Origin of the sequence: Blautia sp. OM06-15AC, assembly GCF_003481425.1 — a bacterium.
In the GTDB taxonomy this organism is placed as follows: Bacteria; Bacillota; Clostridia; order Lachnospirales; family Lachnospiraceae; genus Fusicatenibacter; species Fusicatenibacter saccharivorans.
In genome coordinates this window covers 1-16,726 of sequence record NZ_QULD01000004.1, presented here as the reverse complement: position 1 = coordinate 16,726, position 16,726 = coordinate 1, and the positions used below count along the sequence as shown (strand labels likewise).

The window sequence follows — 16,726 nt, the reverse complement described above, 5'->3', positions numbered from 1 at the left end:
GTATGAAAAGGCAAGGGAGGGTTTTTATGTGGCTAGATAATGCGTCAGATATTGATATTTTATTTTATGAGCCGTATGCAAGAATAATTGCCGATATTGCAAAAAATGAACAATATAATCCATTGACAGTCGGTGTGTTTGGATTATGGGGAGCAGGAAAATCAACCTTATTGAAGTTAATAGGTGAAAAACTTAAGAGTCAGGACGGAATTATTTGTGTAACTATTAATGCATGGATGTTTGAATCATATGACGATGCTAAAACCGCAATTATGGAGGCTTTGTTACAGGAACTTAAAGAAGAAGTTCCTGTAGAAGAAACTAAAAAGAAATTGGGAAAATTAATAAAAAGAGTTGACTGGTTTAAGTTAGGAACAAAAGCAATATCCACGCTTGCACCTGTAGTTGCAAGCGTGGCCACAGGAAATCCATTGCCTATGTTGTTGAATGTAACGGGAAGTGCTGAAGAAATTGGAAATACAGTCAAAAATGCAGCAAATTCCATACAATCATTAAAAGATGAATATTGGAAAGAGGAAGATGTATCAAATGATGAAAGCACGATAAACAATATCAGAAAATTTAGAGAGGAATTTTCTGATGCATTGAAAAGTGACGATATTAAAAATGTAGTTGTAATGATAGATGATTTAGACAGATGTCGTCCAGAACGAATAATTGAAATATTGGAAGTAATTAAACTATTCTTGTCTGTTGACAGGACAACATTTATTATTGCTGCAGATGAAAATGTTATAAAGTACTCTATCCGTGAAAAGTATCCACCAATGAATGGATTTGATGTAGAACTGGACAAAGAATACATTGAAAAAATTATTCAATTGCCAATATATATCCCGGAGTTATCGGCAAAGGATATACAAAATTATCTATTATTACTGGTCACACAAAGCTATTTGGAACAAGAGAGTTTTAAGCATCTAATAGATAAGATATTTGAAGAAAAAAGAACAATTTCTGGGGATGTAATTACATTAGAAGAAATTAATAAGTTGATTGATGAGTTAGGGTTGAATTGGCAAGATGGGGGAAAAACAGCTTTTAAAGAAACGGCGAAAATTATTGATGAAATAAGGGAAATTGTTGCTTCTACATTGAAAGGCAATCCACGCCAGGCAAAACGTTTTTTGAACACATTTATTACCAAACGCCAGTTGGCAAAAATTTATTATGGTGATGAAATTGATATTTCCATTTTAGCTAAATTATTAGTGCTGCAAAAGCTGGATAATGACTTGTTTATACAATTGAATGAATGGAATAAAGAATTTGATACTGAAAATAAAGAATTTAAGGAAATTCGAACAAAAGTGAAGGAAGGAAAGGTTGATGCTCAGAATCCGTGGAACACAGCACAAATAAAAAAGTGGCTAGAATGCAAACCTGTTGAATTAGAAAAATATCGATTGGAAAAATATTTTTATTTGACAAGAGAAAATTTGAAAAGATCTAGTATTGACGAGTCTGGATTCAGTAAAAATACGAAAGAAATTTTAGAAAGAATTGGACGAGCTAAATCTGGTCAAATGGTGGCTATTATAAAAGATATGAAAAAATTGAGTGCAGAAGAAATTGCGGATACATTTAAGGTTGTTGCATCTAAAATCGAAAAAGGTGAAATGAAATTTTTTGTTGTAAGAGATTTGTTTTTGAATTTTGATGCATATAAAGGAAAAATAGTGGATGCAATTGGGAAATCAACAGTTCCTATTAAAGCAGGTGATATGGCTGCGTTAAGAACAATGTATAATAGTGATATGGAAAATATGAATACTGTATTAGAAAACATGGTAAAAAGAGGAACGTTAACAGACGAGCAGATTACAGAAATAAAAGAGCAGAGGGAAAGCTAATATGGGTACATCAAAAGGATATATAGCACCAACAACACCGCATTGGTCAACCGCAAAAAGAGCAGTGACGGCCTTTATAAATAATAGAGACTTTGATTCTAAAGCAAAAGCGGCCAGTAAATATGCAACCGCAATGAAAAAAGATATGTCGACAGGTGGTAGTTTTCAATCGGCGGCAGCAGGAGTCTTAGGTTTTGCACAAAAGGTTGCCTCTGGAGGCATAGATAATGCATTACGTGAGTATCATCGTGAAGATCTTATTGGAAAATCGTCAGAAGTTGTTTGGACAGAATTACTTCATGAATTTACAAATTATGGTGCATCGGTAGAAGATAATATGGCAGCGGATGCATTGTCACAGGCTATGGAGAATTTAGAAATAGAAGATATTGCGGATATAGGGAATGTTTCAGTTGATATATTACTGAAGGAAATGTTGAAAGAATACATAAAAGAAAACTTTGATTTTCGATATGAAGAAAAAATATCCAAAGGGAAAACACCTGCACAAACATCTGCAATTTTAAATGACATGCATGAATATATAGAAAACAGTATTGACGGTGATTTGAACTTGGATAATTTGAAATCGGTTGATTTTTCTAACATGGGAACATCGCAAATTGTGGAGGATGCATTAAGCGATGCCTTATCTGTATTTGAAAAGTATTATGGGGAGGATTAAGGATGCAGTTTTGGATTGATAAAGAACAAGAGAAAAAACCAGATGCTGAATGGAAAGATGCATATGTCTTTTCAATTAACCGAAAAAAATATAGTACGATTTTTACCAATATAACGGATAGCTGGTACCGAATGGATCAACTGCAGATTTCTACAATATACGAAGATTTGTTCATAATAGGTTTGAGTATTTTTGCTTTGGATAAAAGAGTGTCCAGAAGAAAATTTAAAGACTGTTGGACTAGAGAGATAAGCGTATCTATTCCAGTATTAGAATATGAGAAATGGAAGCGTACGGAATTGCAATGGGAAAACATACTGGGATTTTTGACAGGGGATCATTGGCATATTACATTTAGAAAAAGTGAGATAATATATAGTTATAGGGAACATGCAAATAGAATTCATTTGAATGTTCAAAACTGTAATTGTGTATGCTTGTTTTCTGGAGGATTGGATTCTTTTTGTGGTGCGATTAAACTGTTAGAACAAGGGGAGTCTCCTTGTCTAATCGGACACAATGAATATCCTAAACTTGCAAAAAGACAGAATTTATTTGCCAGGACTTTTCAGGATCTTTATCCAGAACAATTCGTTAAATTTATTAGTTTTACAGCAAATTCCAGAGCTCCTATAAGTGAAAAAGAAGGAATATTAAAGGGGAGTGAAAATACCTCTCGTGGCAGATCATTACTGTTTTTATGTGCAGCACTTAGTGTGGCTGGTATTTTGGGAGAAAATGTACCGGTTTATATTCCAGAAAATGGATTTATCGGACTCAATATTCCATTAACGGGAGGAAGAAAAGGGACTTGCAGCACAAGAACTACTCATCCGTACTTTTTAAGACAATTTAATGATATCTTAGAAAAGGTAGGAATAAAGAATACTATTACCAATTTTTTCGCGTACAATACAAAGAGAGAGATTGTAGGACAAGTTAAAGATACAGATGCATTTAAAAGCTGTTATGCAGATACAATTTCATGCTCACATCCTTGTTTAGCAAGATATAATAAAAAGGGTTCTAAAGAATATCCTGTAAACTGTGGATACTGTTATCCGTGTTTGATACGCAAAAGTTCACTTTTGGACATAGATGAGATAAAAAAATATTCTTATCAGGGAGAAGCTTATGATTTTTTGATAGAATATGAAGAAAGTGAGAAGAGTGCAGATTTAAGAGCGGTGCTTGGAAGTATCTATCGTTGTAAACATTCTTCGGATAAAGAATTAAAAAGATATATTAGATGCGTAGGAGAATTAACAGAAGAGGAAGTTGAAAAATTTTTATCATTATACAAGAAAAGTATAGAGGATTTAGTACAACTTTTTTCCGCAGATCAGAGAATGAAGGAGTATCTGGGATTATGATTCAACACCTTATTGATACACACTTTCATCTGGATTATTACAAAGAGCATCAAAAAATATATGACGGAATAAATGAAAGAAAACAATATACATTGTGCATGACGAATTCGCCTGGAGTATATATATCCTGTAAACGCATATATCCGGAAACAAAATATTTGAAATTTGCACTTGGATTCCATCCACAGGATGTATCACTGAAAGATGCGGATTTTTATGATTTTATGCAATTGGTAAATACAACTAATTATGTAGGAGAAATAGGACTTGATTTTTCAAGACAAAGTTATATTTCGCGTAATAAACAATGTATGTATTTTGAGCAAATTGTAAGAGTGTGTGCAGAAAAGGATAAATTAATGTCTGTGCATCTTAGAAGAGCGGAGGAAGAAGCAATATCTATTTTGAAAAAATATTGTCCTCGTAGGTGCATTATTCATTGGTTTAATGGAAACGGAGAGCAATTGCAACAATTAGTGGATATAGGATGTTATTTTTCACTTAATTCTAACATGGTAACAAATGAAAAGAATAAAGAAAAATTGTATTTGATACCAAAAACAAGAGTATTAATTGAAAGTGATGGACCGTTTACAAAAATTGATGGAAAAAAGTACACATTTAACAACTTAATAAAAATATACGAGTTAGTTGCACGATATTATAATGAACCAGACATTATTAAGATGGTTTATGCTAATTTTCGAGATATTCTTTCAAAATAGTGTTAATTGCAAAGTTAGAGGGTGATTTTATGGCAATACGATCAGTAGAATATCTGCAAAGCCTTGTCCGGGAACTTGCAAAACTTCCGGATGAGACTGAGTGGGTAGAATTTAAATGTAATAATAAACAGCCACAGATGATTGGTGAATATATTTCTGCTTTGAGCAATTCAGCAGCATTATGCGAACGACCAAAAGCATATCTTGTTTGGGGTGTGGATGATGCAACGCACAAAATTGTAGGCACTGAATTTCAGTATCGCAAAATGAAAAAGGGAAATGAAGAATTGGAAGCATGGCTTTCCAGGATGCTTTCACCAAGAATTAATTTCCGATTTTTTGAGGTTCCGATGGATGAAGGAATGGTTGTGCTGATGGAGATTCCTTGTGCAGAAAAACAGCCGGTACAGTTCGCTGGTGGGGAGTATATAAGAATTGGAACAAATAAAAAGAACTTAAAAGAGTATCCGGATAAAGAAAGAGAATTGTGGAGAACATTTGATTCCACACCATATGAATTGCGAATTGCGATGGGAAATCTGAATGAGGATGAAATGGTGTCATTACTGGATTATTCTAAATATTATGACAAACTTGAAATGCCGATTCCGAGAAATCGAGATAAGGTACTAGAAGACCTGCAACATGAAAAATTTATTATGAAAAATGATGCCGGGACATGGGATATCACGAATATGGGTGCTTTGATGATTGCAAAAGATTTGAAAAAATTCGAATCTTTGCATAGGAGATCGGTTCGAGTTATTTGGTACAAGGAAAATTCCAGATTGGATGCTATAAGAGAAAAGGAATTTTGTTCAGGTTATGCATTTTCACATGAAGAAATCGTGCAGTATATTATGACAATTATTCCGCAAGAAGAAGTCATTGTGGAAACTACGAGAAAATCTGTTGTCAGTTTTCCAGAAATCGCTATCCGTGAGTTGCTGGCAAATGCTATGATACATCAGGATCTTCAGCAAAGGGGAACGAATCCAATGGTGGAGGTGTTTAAAAATCGAATCGAGTTTTCAAATGCCGGAGCACCATTGGTGGCAATCGAAAGAATTGTAGATTCGGTGCCAGTATCCAGAAATGAAAACATTGCCGGATTTATGCACAAATGTGGTATTTGTGAGGAGCGTGGCAGTGGTTATGATAAGATTGTTGAAGCAACCGGTAAAAATGAGCTGCTTGCTCCGAGAATTGAAAATCAGAATAACCAATTCACAAAAGCAATATTGTTTGCAAAAGTACCATTTGAATTAACTACCAAAGAAGATCGGATGCGGACTTGCTATATGCAGGCGTGTCTAGCATATGTCAATTTTGAAGGTATTTCTAATTCAGATATTCGAAAAATATTTGGTCTGGGAGAAAAAGAGAAGGCCAAGGCATCAAGACTTCTTACCAGTGCTGTCGAAGGTGGATATATTAAAGTAATGGACCCGGATACAGCACCAAGATATAAAAAGTACATTCCATATTGGGCATAATTTAAGTTTCGCTAAGTTTCACTTATATAAGCATGTGAGAGAATCTTAATAGAAAAATATGCAAAAAAGGCACTGAAAACAATGGATTATCGGTTTTTCAGTGCCTTTTCCTTGAGTAAAAAGAAAAAAATATAATAAATTTAAGTTTTGCTAAGTTTCACTAAGCTCTACTCGCTTGATTTCCGCCACTGTTTCGACGGTTCCCGTTTACCACAATCATCACAGGTCTGTGGCCAGTTGATTTTCCATTCAAAATATTCATCTCTGGTAATCGCACCAGATGTCAGTTCTTCTTTTCTAAGTGTCCATTCTTTTAGAAAATCATTGAGAATCCCATAATTAAACCACATACCAATAGGCGGATGAGCAGGCCAACTATCAGAATCATGGTAGCGGATAGCGGTATCGCCACTGGAATTTGATTTTTCGCTTGGATAAGTCTCTAATTGAAAGAGATTAATCATGCCAGGATTAAATTCGTCAATCCAGAACAGGATTTCCATCAGTTCAGAAGCATTCATCGTAGTTGGCTCATGCAGTGTCAGTGGATTCACATCCAAAATCTTAGCCATTTCAGTAACCAGATCTTTACGGGGAACCCGGTAATTAGTTTCATATTGGGCAAGGCGGTTTGCACCTTTATCGCCCCAGCCAAGAGCTGCACCGAGTTCTGCCTGTGTCATATTCCGGAATGTCCGGATTCTTTTTATTTTATCACCAATTGTCATATCAGATTTCCTGCTTTCTATTTGATAATTCCATTTTACTATCAAAATCTCAGAATGTAAACAGAAACATTCGCAACTAAGCGAATAAAATACTTGACATTAACATTAAAGCGAATTATAATGACAGAACAATAAAGTTCGCATTAAAGCGAAAGTGAAAGCTGAAATGTAAATATTTTGTGAATTATCGCAAAAGCAGGTTGGTAAATCGTTTCTGTCAGGCTTTATTAGTGAAAGGATTTTTTAAAATTCCAAAAATCGAATAACATTTTACCCTCGCAGGGCTGTATAGATGAGGGGATATTTAAAATCCTTCTTGTATCTTGAAAATTGAATGAGCTGTACACCATATTTTCCTTTATAGAAAATGTAGCTAACACAGATGCCAAGATCCATAGCTTTTTATGGGGAGCGTTGAAGATACTCCGGAAACGGTCGGTATGTTTGGAAAGAAGCTGCCGACATTCAGAATAATTCTGATAGAGGTTGATTGTAACATTGACAGCAGGTGTACAAATGGAAGCCAACACGCCGAACGGAATGGAAAATCATCGTAAGAAGTCTAAACAAAAAGTAGAGTGTACTGACAACGGGCATAACCGCTGTCTGGGAGGTGATGCAGAAGAATACGGAGGAAAGGAGGTATGTGCATCATGAGAAAAACAACAGAGTATAAGACTGAGAATCGTCTGGCGGTAGATATTGAAGGATTAATGGCAATGTTATCCTGCGGAGAAGTAACTGCAAAGAAAATTGCAGATTATGCAGAAGCAAGAGTGATTATTGGAAGACGTGTTCTTTATAACGTGGATAAGATAAAAAAATATCTTGATGCAATGGCAGTGTAATGAAAGATGAGAAGATAAAATACAACAACTTTCCTTCGGAATGAAAAGCAAAAAAGGGAAAATATTCCTGTAAAACAGGCAAATAAAAATTAGCATTTTGCAGGAATTTACCCTTGGAAATCATAAAATATTATGTTAATCTGTGAGCAGATATCAGACAGTATATGACTGATACCGACAGGACAAAAATCATTCCGAATAACGAAAAATGAAGTGAAAGGAATGATTGATATGGCAAGAAAAGATAATAAAGGCAGAAATTTAAAAACAGGTGAATACCAGCGTCCTGATGGACGTTATGAGTATCGCTACAAAGATGAAATTACCGGAAAGCGTAATTCGGTTTATGCAGCTGATTTGGCGAGTTTACGAGAAATGGAAAAGAAGATCAATAAGGATATGGATGATCTGCTTATTACAGATGCATCAGTCAAGAAGCTGACTGTGAATACGTTGTTTGAGCGATACATGGCAACAAAGAATATCAAGGAAAGAACGAAGAAGAATTATATCCGTATGTGGGATTACCGGATACGAAATACTCTTGGAAACATTCGTGTTGTGGATTTCAAGACATCACATGTAAGGACGTTCTTTTCCGCATTGTCAGATGAAGGACTGGCACACAGTACGATCAAAGGTCTTTATGGCTTATTGAATCCCAGTTTTGAACTGGCAGTGGAAGATGGGATTATCCGTAAGAATCCGGTAACAGGAACACTTGGAGATTATGGGGCTCCGGCAAAAGAGAAGGAAGCACTGACACTGGAACAGCAGGAAAAACTTCTGAAGTTTGTTGAACAGAGTAATGTGTATAAGCCTCATCTTCCAATGATGCAGGTTATGTTTGGGGCTTGCTTGAGAGTGAGTGAAACCATCGGCTTAACCTGGTCAGATGTGGATATGAAGAACCGGGAGATCCATGTAGGTGGACAGCTTGTGTATTATGAAGGTGATGACGGATATTGTTTCCATGATTCAGAAACCAAAACGGATGCGGGAATCAGAGATATTCCTATGACACAGATGGTATATGATGCGTTCCGTAAACAGAGAGAGCTGAACCTGATGCTTGGTTTGCAGAGCAATGTGGAGATCGGTGGACGCAGTGGATTCATTTTCAATACAAAGCATGGACGTCCGATCATGCCGGCGGGAGTGAACAGCTTTCTGAAAAATATTGTCAATGCCTATAATAAAAAAGAAAGCAAACTGGCAGAAGAAGAGAAGCGAGAGCCGGAGCTGATGCCTCCTATTTCATCGCATACCCTTCGTCATACGGGATGTACTAGACTGGGTGAAAACAACGTCAATCCCAAAGTTATGCAGTATGTGATGGGCCATTCAGATGCACAGATCACAATGAATGTCTATAATCATATTGCTGAGAAGTCTCACGTGGAGAACGAGATGTCTAAAATGAACCTGCCGGAAAACGTACCTGCTGTGGTATAAACCAGAAGTCGTTGTCGTAAAATGTGGTAAGAAAATCAGACAAATATATTTTTCAAAAGATTTGTCGTAAAAATGTGGTCAAATCAAGAAAATCGAGTGCGAAAGCAAGTGAAAAATCCCTGTGAAGCCCGTAAAATCAAGGCTTCACAAATTCTTCACAAAAAAATTAGCACTCACCACTTGACAGTGCTAATAACTAGTGTTATAGTACGACTAGAACAAAGAAAGAAAAGAAAATTCACATCAACGCTCTTTTTGTTCGGAGCGAATGTTAGCACCCAAATAGATAAGGAGGAAGCCGATTATGAATATCAGTAAATTCACACAAAAATCGCTGCAGGCTGTACAGGACCTGGAAAAGACCGCATACGATTTCGGCAACCAGGAAATAGAGCAGGAGCATCTGTTGTATAACCTCCTGCATCAGGACGACAGCCTGATTCTGAAAATGATCGAAAAGATGGAAATCAACAAAGAACATTTTCTGAACCGTGTCGAGACGGCGCTGAACGACCGCGTCAAAGTATCCGGCGGTCAGCCGTATATCGGTCAGTATCTGAATAAAGCATTGATAAATGCTGAGGATGAGGCGAAAGCCATGGGAGACGAGTATGTTTCCGTAGAACACCTCTTCCTGGCAATGCTGAAAAACCCAAGCCCGTCCATGAAAAAACTGTTTCAGGAGTACGGCATCACAAGAGAACGTTTCCTGCAGGCATTAAGCACCGTGCGCGGAAACCAGAGAGTTACCACCGACAACCCGGAGGCAACATACGACACCCTGGAAAAATATGGCCAGGATATCGTAGAAAAAGCCAGAAACCAGAAAATGGACCCGGTTATCGGCCGTGATACCGAAATTCGGAACGTTGTCCGTATCCTGTCCCGTAAGACAAAAAACAATCCGGTTCTGATCGGTGAGCCTGGTGTTGGTAAAACCGCAGTCGTAGAAGGCCTGGCCCAGCGAATCGCCAACGGCGATGTACCGGAGAGCCTGAAAGATAAAACCATTTTCTCCCTCGATATGGGAGCCCTGGTAGCCGGAGCAAAATACCGTGGCGAATTCGAGGAGCGTCTGAAAGCCGTTCTGGAGGAAGTCAGAAAGAGCGACGGAAAAATCATTCTGTTCATCGATGAGCTGCACCTGATCGTCGGCGCCGGAAAGACCGACGGCGCGATGGATGCCGGAAACATGCTGAAACCTATGCTGGCACGAGGCGAACTGCACTGCATCGGTGCCACAACGCTGGATGAGTACCGCCAGTACATCGAAAAAGATGCCGCCCTGGAGCGCCGTTTCCAGCCGGTTCAGGTTGATGAGCCGACCGTAGAGGATACGATTTCCATCCTGCGTGGCTTAAAAGAGCGCTACGAAGTTTATCACGGCGTAAAAATCACCGACGGTGCCCTCGTTGCAGCCGCAACCCTTTCGAACCGTTACATCAGCGACCGTTTCCTGCCGGATAAAGCAATCGACCTGGTCGACGAGGCATGCGCCCTGATCAAGACAGAACTGGATTCCATGCCGGCCGAGCTGGATGAGCAGCGCCGTAAGATTCTGCAGATGCAGATCGAGGAAGCCGCACTGAAAAAAGAGACCGACAATCTGAGCCGCGAGCGTCTGGAAACACTGCAGAAAGAGCTGGCTGAGTTAAAGGATACCTTCAATTCTGCAAAGGCACAGTGGGAAAATGAAAAGAGTTCCGTTGAGAAACTGTCCAAACTGCGTGAGCAGATCGAGGACATGAACCGCCAGATCCAGAAAGCAAAGAATGATTACGATCTGAACCGCGCCGCTGAACTGCAGTACGGTGAACTCCCGAAATTACAGCAGATGCTGGAAGCAGAAGAGAAAAAAGTTAAAAATGAAGATCTCTCACTGGTACACGAGAGTGTAACGGATGAAGAGATTGCCAGAATTGTCTCCCGCTGGACCGGAATCCCGGTTGCAAAACTGACCGAAGGCGAGAGAACTAAGATCCTCGGCCTGGAAGATGAACTTCACACGAGAGTTATCGGCCAGAATGAAGCAGTCACCAAGGTTTCGGATGCGATCATCCGTTCCAAAGCCGGAATCAAGGATCCGACAAAACCGATCGGTTCGTTCCTGTTCCTTGGACCTACCGGTGTCGGTAAAACAGAGCTTGCGAAAACGTTGGCAGAAAAGCTGTTTGATGATGAGAACAACATGGTTCGAATCGATATGAGTGAATACATGGAGAAATACTCCGTCTCCCGTCTGATCGGAGCGCCTCCGGGATATGTAGGCTACGAGGAGGGCGGCCAGCTGACTGAGGCAGTGCGCAGAAAACCATATTCTGTTGTTCTGTTCGATGAGATCGAGAAAGCGCATCCGGACGTCTTCAACGTTCTGCTGCAGGTACTCGATGACGGCCGTATCACCGACTCCCAGGGCCGTACCGTAGACTTTAAAAATACGATCCTGATCATGACCTCCAATATCGGATCCCAGTATCTGCTGGACGGCATTCAGGATGACGGCAGCATCTCCGAAGAGGCGAGAAACCTGGTCATGCAGGATCTGCGTGCACACTTCCGTCCGGAGTTCCTGAACCGTCTGGATGAAACAATTATGTTCAAACCATTGACAAAAGACAACATTGGTCATATCGTAGATCTGTTGCTGAAAGGACTGAACAAACGTCTGGCAGACCAGGAGCTTACCGTCGAACTGAGCCCGGCTGCAAAACAGTTTGTCATTGAGGGCGGCTACGACCCTGTTTACGGCGCCCGTCCATTGAAACGTTTCGTACAGAAAGAGGTAGAAACCAGCACCGCAAAACTGATCCTTGGCGGTCAGGTCAGCGAGGGCGATACGATCCTTCTGGATGTGGAAAACGGCGGCCTGAAGGCAATGATCAAACCAGGTGTGGAGGTAGTAGACGAATGATGCCGAAAGATCCCGTAATGCTGCTGAGCTATGTCAATACGCAGTTAAGAGATTTTTACCCGTCGCTCGCAGAATTCTGCGCGGCCATGCAGACAGAGGAATCCGATCTGCGGGAAAAACTGGCGCTCATCGACTATGAGTACGATGAGAAAACGAACCAGTTTGTGTAAGAATAACCAGGCCCTGAAAAAAATGGCGGAAAAAGGCGTTCCGTATGTGGAAAAAACACATACGGGGCGCCTTTTTTACGCAAAGCGTGTTTCTTATAACTGACAGGAAAAATCATATCTATAATAGAAGAAATGTGGTAAAATGGAGGAAAAGAAAATCCGCTGAAAATGGGGAAACAGCGGATCTGGAGAAGGAGGAAACCAATATGTATTTTGGTGTACAGATGTATGGGGTATCCAAAGAATGGAAACAGGATCCCGAAGGATTTTTAAAGAAAATCTATGAGGCAGGCTACCGCCAGATCGAGCCGTGTCTCGGATTCCGTGTTGATGCCAGGGACTACGGTTTCTGGATCCCGGAGGATCTGGAGCAGGCAATGCCGTTGCTTGCAAAATACCACATTGAGGTTCATGCGGTCCACATTTTCCTGGATGAATACCACTATGAAAGAGAACTTGCCATTCTTACAGAACTGGCGCAGAAATACCACATTTCCTGGTTTGTCGTAAAGAGCCCGGCACGCCTGACAAAAGATGTTCTGGACGAAACCGCTGCAAGATACCGCGAACTGGCAGAAGAACTGGAAAAAGCCGGAGCAGGTCTTCTGATTCACAACGAAAAAGAAGATATCTGTATCCGCGTGAATGGAAAAACAGCGTACGAATATCTCCTGGAAGCCTGCGGTGAAAAAGTCGGAGCAGAAGTAGATGTCGGCTGGATGTACTGCGGCGGCGTCGACCCGGAAGAGTTCCTCTGGGCGCATGCGGACCGAGTCAAAGCCGTTCATTATAAAGATATGAAAATCACCGGCCAGGAAGCGCCGCTTGGAAAAGGCATGGTTGATCTGAAAGCCTGCTTCCAGTTCGCCCGTGCAAACGGTGCACTGCAGATTGTGGATATGGATGCGGCAACACTGGAGGATACCTGCCGCGCCGGAAAAATGCTCTCCGGATGGACAGGGGACAGAGACAACACCGACAGCATTCTCTGCACGATGGATGTGGAGACCGGAGAAGAAACCGTGCTGCATGAGTTTCCGGGAATCATCGAGGCACCGAACTGGCTGAACGATGGAAACACCCTGCTTTATAATGCGGATGGAAAAATCTACCGCTATGAGATCGACAAAGACCATGTGGAGCAGGTTGATACCGGTTTCTGCGTGCAGTGCAACAATGACCACATTCCGTCACCGGACAACCAGCTGCTGGCGGTAAGCTGCATGCCGCCGGAACTCACAGATGGAACGTATGAATCCCACATCTACGTGCTCCCGATGACAGGCGGTGAACCAAAAGACCTCACCGGACCGGGTCTCAGCTATCTGCACGGCTGGTCGCCGGACGGAAAAGAGCTTGCGTACTGTGCCTTCCGCAAAAAGCCGGAGGAGGAGACTATGCGCATTGAGATCTGTACGATTCCATCAGACGGCGGCGAGGAAACCTGCCTGACGGACGGCAAAGGCTACAACGACGGTCCGGAGTATTCACCGGACGGAAAGCACATCTGGTTCAACAGCACCAGAAGCGGTCTGATGCAGGTATGGCGGATGAACCGTGACGGCAGCGGTCTCACCCAGATGACCGATTTCGATGCCAACAACTGGTTCGGCCACGTTTCGCCGGATGGAAAACACGTCATTTACCTGACCTTCGCTAAAGGTGAGCTGGAACCGAATGAGCATCTGCCGAACATGTATGTATCGCTTGGAATGATGGATTATGACGGACAGAATAAGAAAAAAGTGCTGGATCTTTTCGGCGGCCAGGGCAGTATCAACGTCAACTCCTGGGCACCGGACAGCCGCAGAATTGCGTATGTGAAATATGTGCTTCATCACAAATAAAGGAATATCTTAAGAAAATCTGACGGGCCGTAAAAATTCATGGAAGTATTGTGAAAAAACGTTGAAAGTATTTTAGCAGAAATGCACAAGAATTCTTACGAATTTTTACGGCCCGTTGACTCTTTTTCTGACACACGTATAATGAAAGTAACAAGAGAAACTGCGGCCCCTGGCGGCTGCAAAACAATCAAAAGGAAAGGAGGATTTGTGTTATGAAGAAAACGAAAAAAATGCTTTCGTTTGTACTGTCCATGCTTCTGATCGTGACGATGTTCCCAACCATGGCATTCGCAAAAGAGGAAGCCAAAACGTGGAAGTTCGGAGAGCTTTCGCTGAAAGCAGGCGACGTTCTCGGCAAAGATACGGAGATTAAAAATGATGCAGAGAACAGAGAAATCCGAATACTTTCAGAAAAAACAAATCTGGATGAAAAGAAAGATGACAAAGAAAGAATAAAAACAGAAAAAGAGGCTGTGATCGCAGCGGCGGCTTCCTGGAATCTGAAGGATCTTACGGAAAAGGCCAAAAAGGCTCCGGCAGATTATCTGCTTAAAAAGGCAGACAGCTGGAACGGAAGCTGGATTGTAACAAAGATCGCAGAAACGGAAACAAAAGATGCCATTGAAATCCAGATAAGAACCTATGAGTACGTAGCTGTAACAGAAATCCAGGGCATACCGAAAGAAATCCCGGGAATCACCGCACTGACGGGCAAAGCAGTTCCAGAAAATGCAGATCAGAAACAGATCACATGGGAAATCACGGATGCCGGAATGACAGGTGCTGTTTTAGACGGCACAAACCTGAAAGTAACGAATGCCGGAACCGTAAAACTTCTGGCGACAATCAAAGACGGAAAGAAAACCGGCGTTGACTTCACACAGGAATTCACTGTGATTGTAAAAGCCGCAGATTACACCAAAGTAACAGAAGCGCTGGCGCTGATCCCGGAGGACATGGGCCGGTATACAGAAGAAAGCGCGGCAGCTGTTCAGAAAGCAAAAGATGCGGTAAAAGAGAACCTGCCATCAGCTGAACAGGAAACCGTAAATGGTTATGCGGCAGCCATTCAGACAGCAGTAAACGCACTGACGCTTCTTGGCGCAGATTACACAGAAGTTGATGCAGTACTTGCCAAAGTTCCGGGAGATCTTTCTATCTATACGGAAGAAAGCGTGGAAGCACTGAATGCAGTCATCGCATCCATCGACCGCACCAAAACGGTAGAAGAGCAGCAGGCAGTTGATGCTTATGCGGAAGCACTGGAGAATGCAATTGCAGCACTGGTACGCAAACCGGTTCCGGCAGATTATCAGGGAGTGGAAGAACTCCTGGGAAAGATTCCGAAAGACTTATCCATTTATACCGAAAAGAGTGTAAAAGCACTGAATGCGGCAAAAGAAGCCATTGTATGGGATCTGGATGACAGCAGACAGGAGGAAGTCGATCAGTCTGCAGAAAACCTGAAAGCAGCTCTTGACGGACTGACCCTGAAACCGGCGGACTACAGCGCCGTAGACGCGGCTCTTGCCAAAGTTTCGAATGATCTGAGTATTTATACGGAAGAAAGCATTCAGCCGCTTCAGACAGCGATCAACAGCGTAGAAAGCGGAAAAACCATTCTGGATCAGGCAGAAGTAGACGGCTGGGCAGCAGCAATTGAAAATGCACTGGCAGGACTGCAGGTTCGGAAAGCAGATTATTCCAAAGTAGAGGAAGCCATCAAAAAGATTCCGGCGGATCTCAGTCTGTATACCGATGCGTCTGTAAAAGCACTGGAAGATGCAAAGAACAGCGTCGTAACCGAGCGGCCGGTCACAGAGCAGGAGAGCGTAGACGGTTACGCAAAAAAGATCGAGGCAGCGATTGCCGGCCTTACGTATAAAGATGCGGACTACAGCAAAGTAGATGCCGCAGTGAAAAAGATTCCAAACGATCTGAAGAAATACACGGACGAGAGCGTAAAAGCAGTCAATGATGCAAAAGCAGCGATTGTACGCGGAAAGAATATCACGGAGCAGAAGACGGTGGATGGTTATGCGGCAGCGCTGGAAAAAGCGATTGCCGGCCTGAAACAGAAACCGATGACTGCGCAGAATCTTCCGGAGATTACCAAAGGAGTCAATCAGTCAGGTATGCAGGGCAAGGAGCTTTCCTTCACCGCAGATTTTGAAGCAAAGGATCTCAAAAAGGTTCTCATCGACCAGAAAGAGATTGATGCGAAGAATTATGTGACGGCTGGAAAAGAGAATACGCAGGTTACGCTGAAGGCCGAGTATACAAAGAGTCTGGCAGAAGGCAAGCATACGATTTCGATCGTTTCAAGCAAGGGCCAGGCGGATACCGTATTCTATCTGAAGAAAGCAACAAAGAGTCCGGACACGGGAGACCGCACACAGGTGATGCTGTGGGTGATCCTGCTCGGCGTTTCTGCAGCAGCAGTGGTCGGAGCAGTTGTTTATCGTAAACGTGAGAAATAAGAGTTGAAAGGGAAAGGGCGCCGGAAGGCGCCTTTTCTTTTGGACGGTTTCGGATAGATTGTAAATAGTCAGATAAAATACAAAATATGCAGAATTAACTATATTTTTCTAAAAATAAGAAAATTCGAAAAAAG

12 protein-coding genes are annotated in these 16,726 nt (G+C 41.6%); 11 read left to right on the top strand and 1 reads right to left on the bottom strand.

From position 1 onward, the window contains the following. Nucleotides 1-26: 26 nt before the first annotated feature. The 5 genes from DXB83_RS07125 to DXB83_RS07105 are packed head-to-tail and all read left to right on the top strand — an operon-like array spanning nt 27 to nt 6,153. The gene (locus tag DXB83_RS07125) at nt 27-1,874 is read left to right on the top strand and encodes a KAP family P-loop NTPase fold protein (protein WP_158581091.1); all 1,848 of its coding nucleotides are present in this window, start codon (nt 27-29) and stop codon (nt 1,872-1,874) included. A gap of 1 nt (nt 1,875) precedes the next feature. Further along, the gene (locus DXB83_RS07120) at nt 1,876-2,559 is read left to right on the top strand and encodes a hypothetical protein (protein WP_066544717.1); all 684 of its coding nucleotides are present in this window, start codon (nt 1,876-1,878) and stop codon (nt 2,557-2,559) included. Nucleotides 2,560-2,561: 2 nt separating this feature from the next. Beyond that, on the top strand, nt 2,562-3,932 hold the full coding sequence (gene qatC / locus DXB83_RS07115) for a Qat anti-phage system QueC-like protein QatC (RefSeq protein WP_066544715.1): 1,371 nt from the start codon (nt 2,562-2,564) through the stop codon (nt 3,930-3,932). Beyond that, entirely contained in the window at nt 3,929-4,657 is a 729-nt protein-coding gene (locus DXB83_RS07110; RefSeq protein WP_118044987.1) for a TatD family hydrolase, read from the top strand. The genes qatC and DXB83_RS07110 overlap by 4 nt, the downstream gene beginning before the upstream one ends. A 29-nt stretch (nt 4,658-4,686) precedes the next feature. Next, on the top strand, nt 4,687-6,153 hold the full coding sequence (locus tag DXB83_RS07105) for an RNA-binding domain-containing protein (protein WP_118044986.1): 1,467 nt from the start codon (nt 4,687-4,689) through the stop codon (nt 6,151-6,153). A gap of 167 nt (nt 6,154-6,320) precedes the next feature. Here DXB83_RS07105 and DXB83_RS07100 read toward each other — a convergent pair whose 3' ends face one another. Beyond that, nucleotides 6,321-6,881 (bottom strand): helix-turn-helix domain-containing protein, encoded by a 561-nt coding sequence (locus DXB83_RS07100; RefSeq protein WP_118044985.1) that lies wholly within the window; start codon nt 6,879-6,881, stop codon nt 6,321-6,323. A gap of 653 nt (nt 6,882-7,534) precedes the next feature. Here DXB83_RS07100 and DXB83_RS07095 point away from each other — a divergent pair. The 6 genes from DXB83_RS07095 (at nt 7,535) to DXB83_RS07065 (ending at nt 16,592) form a co-directional block, all read left to right on the top strand. Further along, on the top strand, nt 7,535-7,729 hold the full coding sequence (locus DXB83_RS07095; protein ID WP_118044984.1) for a hypothetical protein: 195 nt from the start codon (nt 7,535-7,537) through the stop codon (nt 7,727-7,729). Nucleotides 7,730-7,960: 231 nt separating this feature from the next. After that, the gene (locus DXB83_RS07090; RefSeq protein WP_118044997.1) at nt 7,961-9,184 is read left to right on the top strand and encodes a tyrosine-type recombinase/integrase; all 1,224 of its coding nucleotides are present in this window, start codon (nt 7,961-7,963) and stop codon (nt 9,182-9,184) included. Between the two features lie 304 nt (nt 9,185-9,488). After that, nucleotides 9,489-12,095 (top strand): ATP-dependent chaperone ClpB, encoded by a 2,607-nt coding sequence (gene clpB / locus DXB83_RS07080; protein ID WP_118697384.1) that lies wholly within the window; start codon nt 9,489-9,491, stop codon nt 12,093-12,095. Then, entirely contained in the window at nt 12,092-12,265 is a 174-nt protein-coding gene (locus DXB83_RS07075; protein ID WP_022461670.1) for a DUF4250 domain-containing protein, read from the top strand. The genes clpB and DXB83_RS07075 overlap by 4 nt, the downstream gene beginning before the upstream one ends. Nucleotides 12,266-12,471: 206 nt before the next feature. Continuing rightward, complete coding sequence (locus DXB83_RS07070) at nt 12,472-14,112, top strand: TIM barrel protein (protein WP_158555011.1); 1,641 nt, start codon at nt 12,472-12,474, stop codon at nt 14,110-14,112. Nucleotides 14,113-14,324: 212 nt separating this feature from the next. Further along, nucleotides 14,325-16,592 (top strand): hypothetical protein, encoded by a 2,268-nt coding sequence (locus DXB83_RS07065; protein WP_118601126.1) that lies wholly within the window; start codon nt 14,325-14,327, stop codon nt 16,590-16,592. Nucleotides 16,593-16,726 lie beyond the last annotated feature (134 nt).

Bases quoted from the DNA above. Each gene is read 5' to 3' on its own strand.
- DXB83_RS07070 (WP_158555011.1), top strand. From the start codon at position 12,472: ATGTATTTTGGTGTACAGATGTATGGGGTATCCAAAGAATGGAAACAG.
- DXB83_RS07100 (WP_118044985.1), bottom strand. From the start codon at position 6,881: ATGACAATTGGTGATAAAATAAAAAGAATCCGGACATTCCGGAATATG.
- DXB83_RS07120 (WP_066544717.1), top strand. From the start codon at position 1,876: ATGGGTACATCAAAAGGATATATAGCACCAACAACACCGCATTGGTCA.
- DXB83_RS07090 (WP_118044997.1), top strand. From the start codon at position 7,961: ATGGCAAGAAAAGATAATAAAGGCAGAAATTTAAAAACAGGTGAATAC.
- DXB83_RS07095 (WP_118044984.1), top strand. From the start codon at position 7,535: ATGAGAAAAACAACAGAGTATAAGACTGAGAATCGTCTGGCGGTAGAT.
- clpB (WP_118697384.1), top strand. From the start codon at position 9,489: ATGAATATCAGTAAATTCACACAAAAATCGCTGCAGGCTGTACAGGAC.
- DXB83_RS07075 (WP_022461670.1), top strand. From the start codon at position 12,092: ATGATGCCGAAAGATCCCGTAATGCTGCTGAGCTATGTCAATACGCAG.
- DXB83_RS07105 (WP_118044986.1), top strand. From the start codon at position 4,687: ATGGCAATACGATCAGTAGAATATCTGCAAAGCCTTGTCCGGGAACTT.
- qatC (WP_066544715.1), top strand. From the start codon at position 2,562: ATGCAGTTTTGGATTGATAAAGAACAAGAGAAAAAACCAGATGCTGAA.
- DXB83_RS07125 (WP_158581091.1), top strand. From the start codon at position 27: ATGTGGCTAGATAATGCGTCAGATATTGATATTTTATTTTATGAGCCG.
- DXB83_RS07065 (WP_118601126.1), top strand. From the start codon at position 14,325: ATGAAGAAAACGAAAAAAATGCTTTCGTTTGTACTGTCCATGCTTCTG.
- DXB83_RS07110 (WP_118044987.1), top strand. From the start codon at position 3,929: ATGATTCAACACCTTATTGATACACACTTTCATCTGGATTATTACAAA.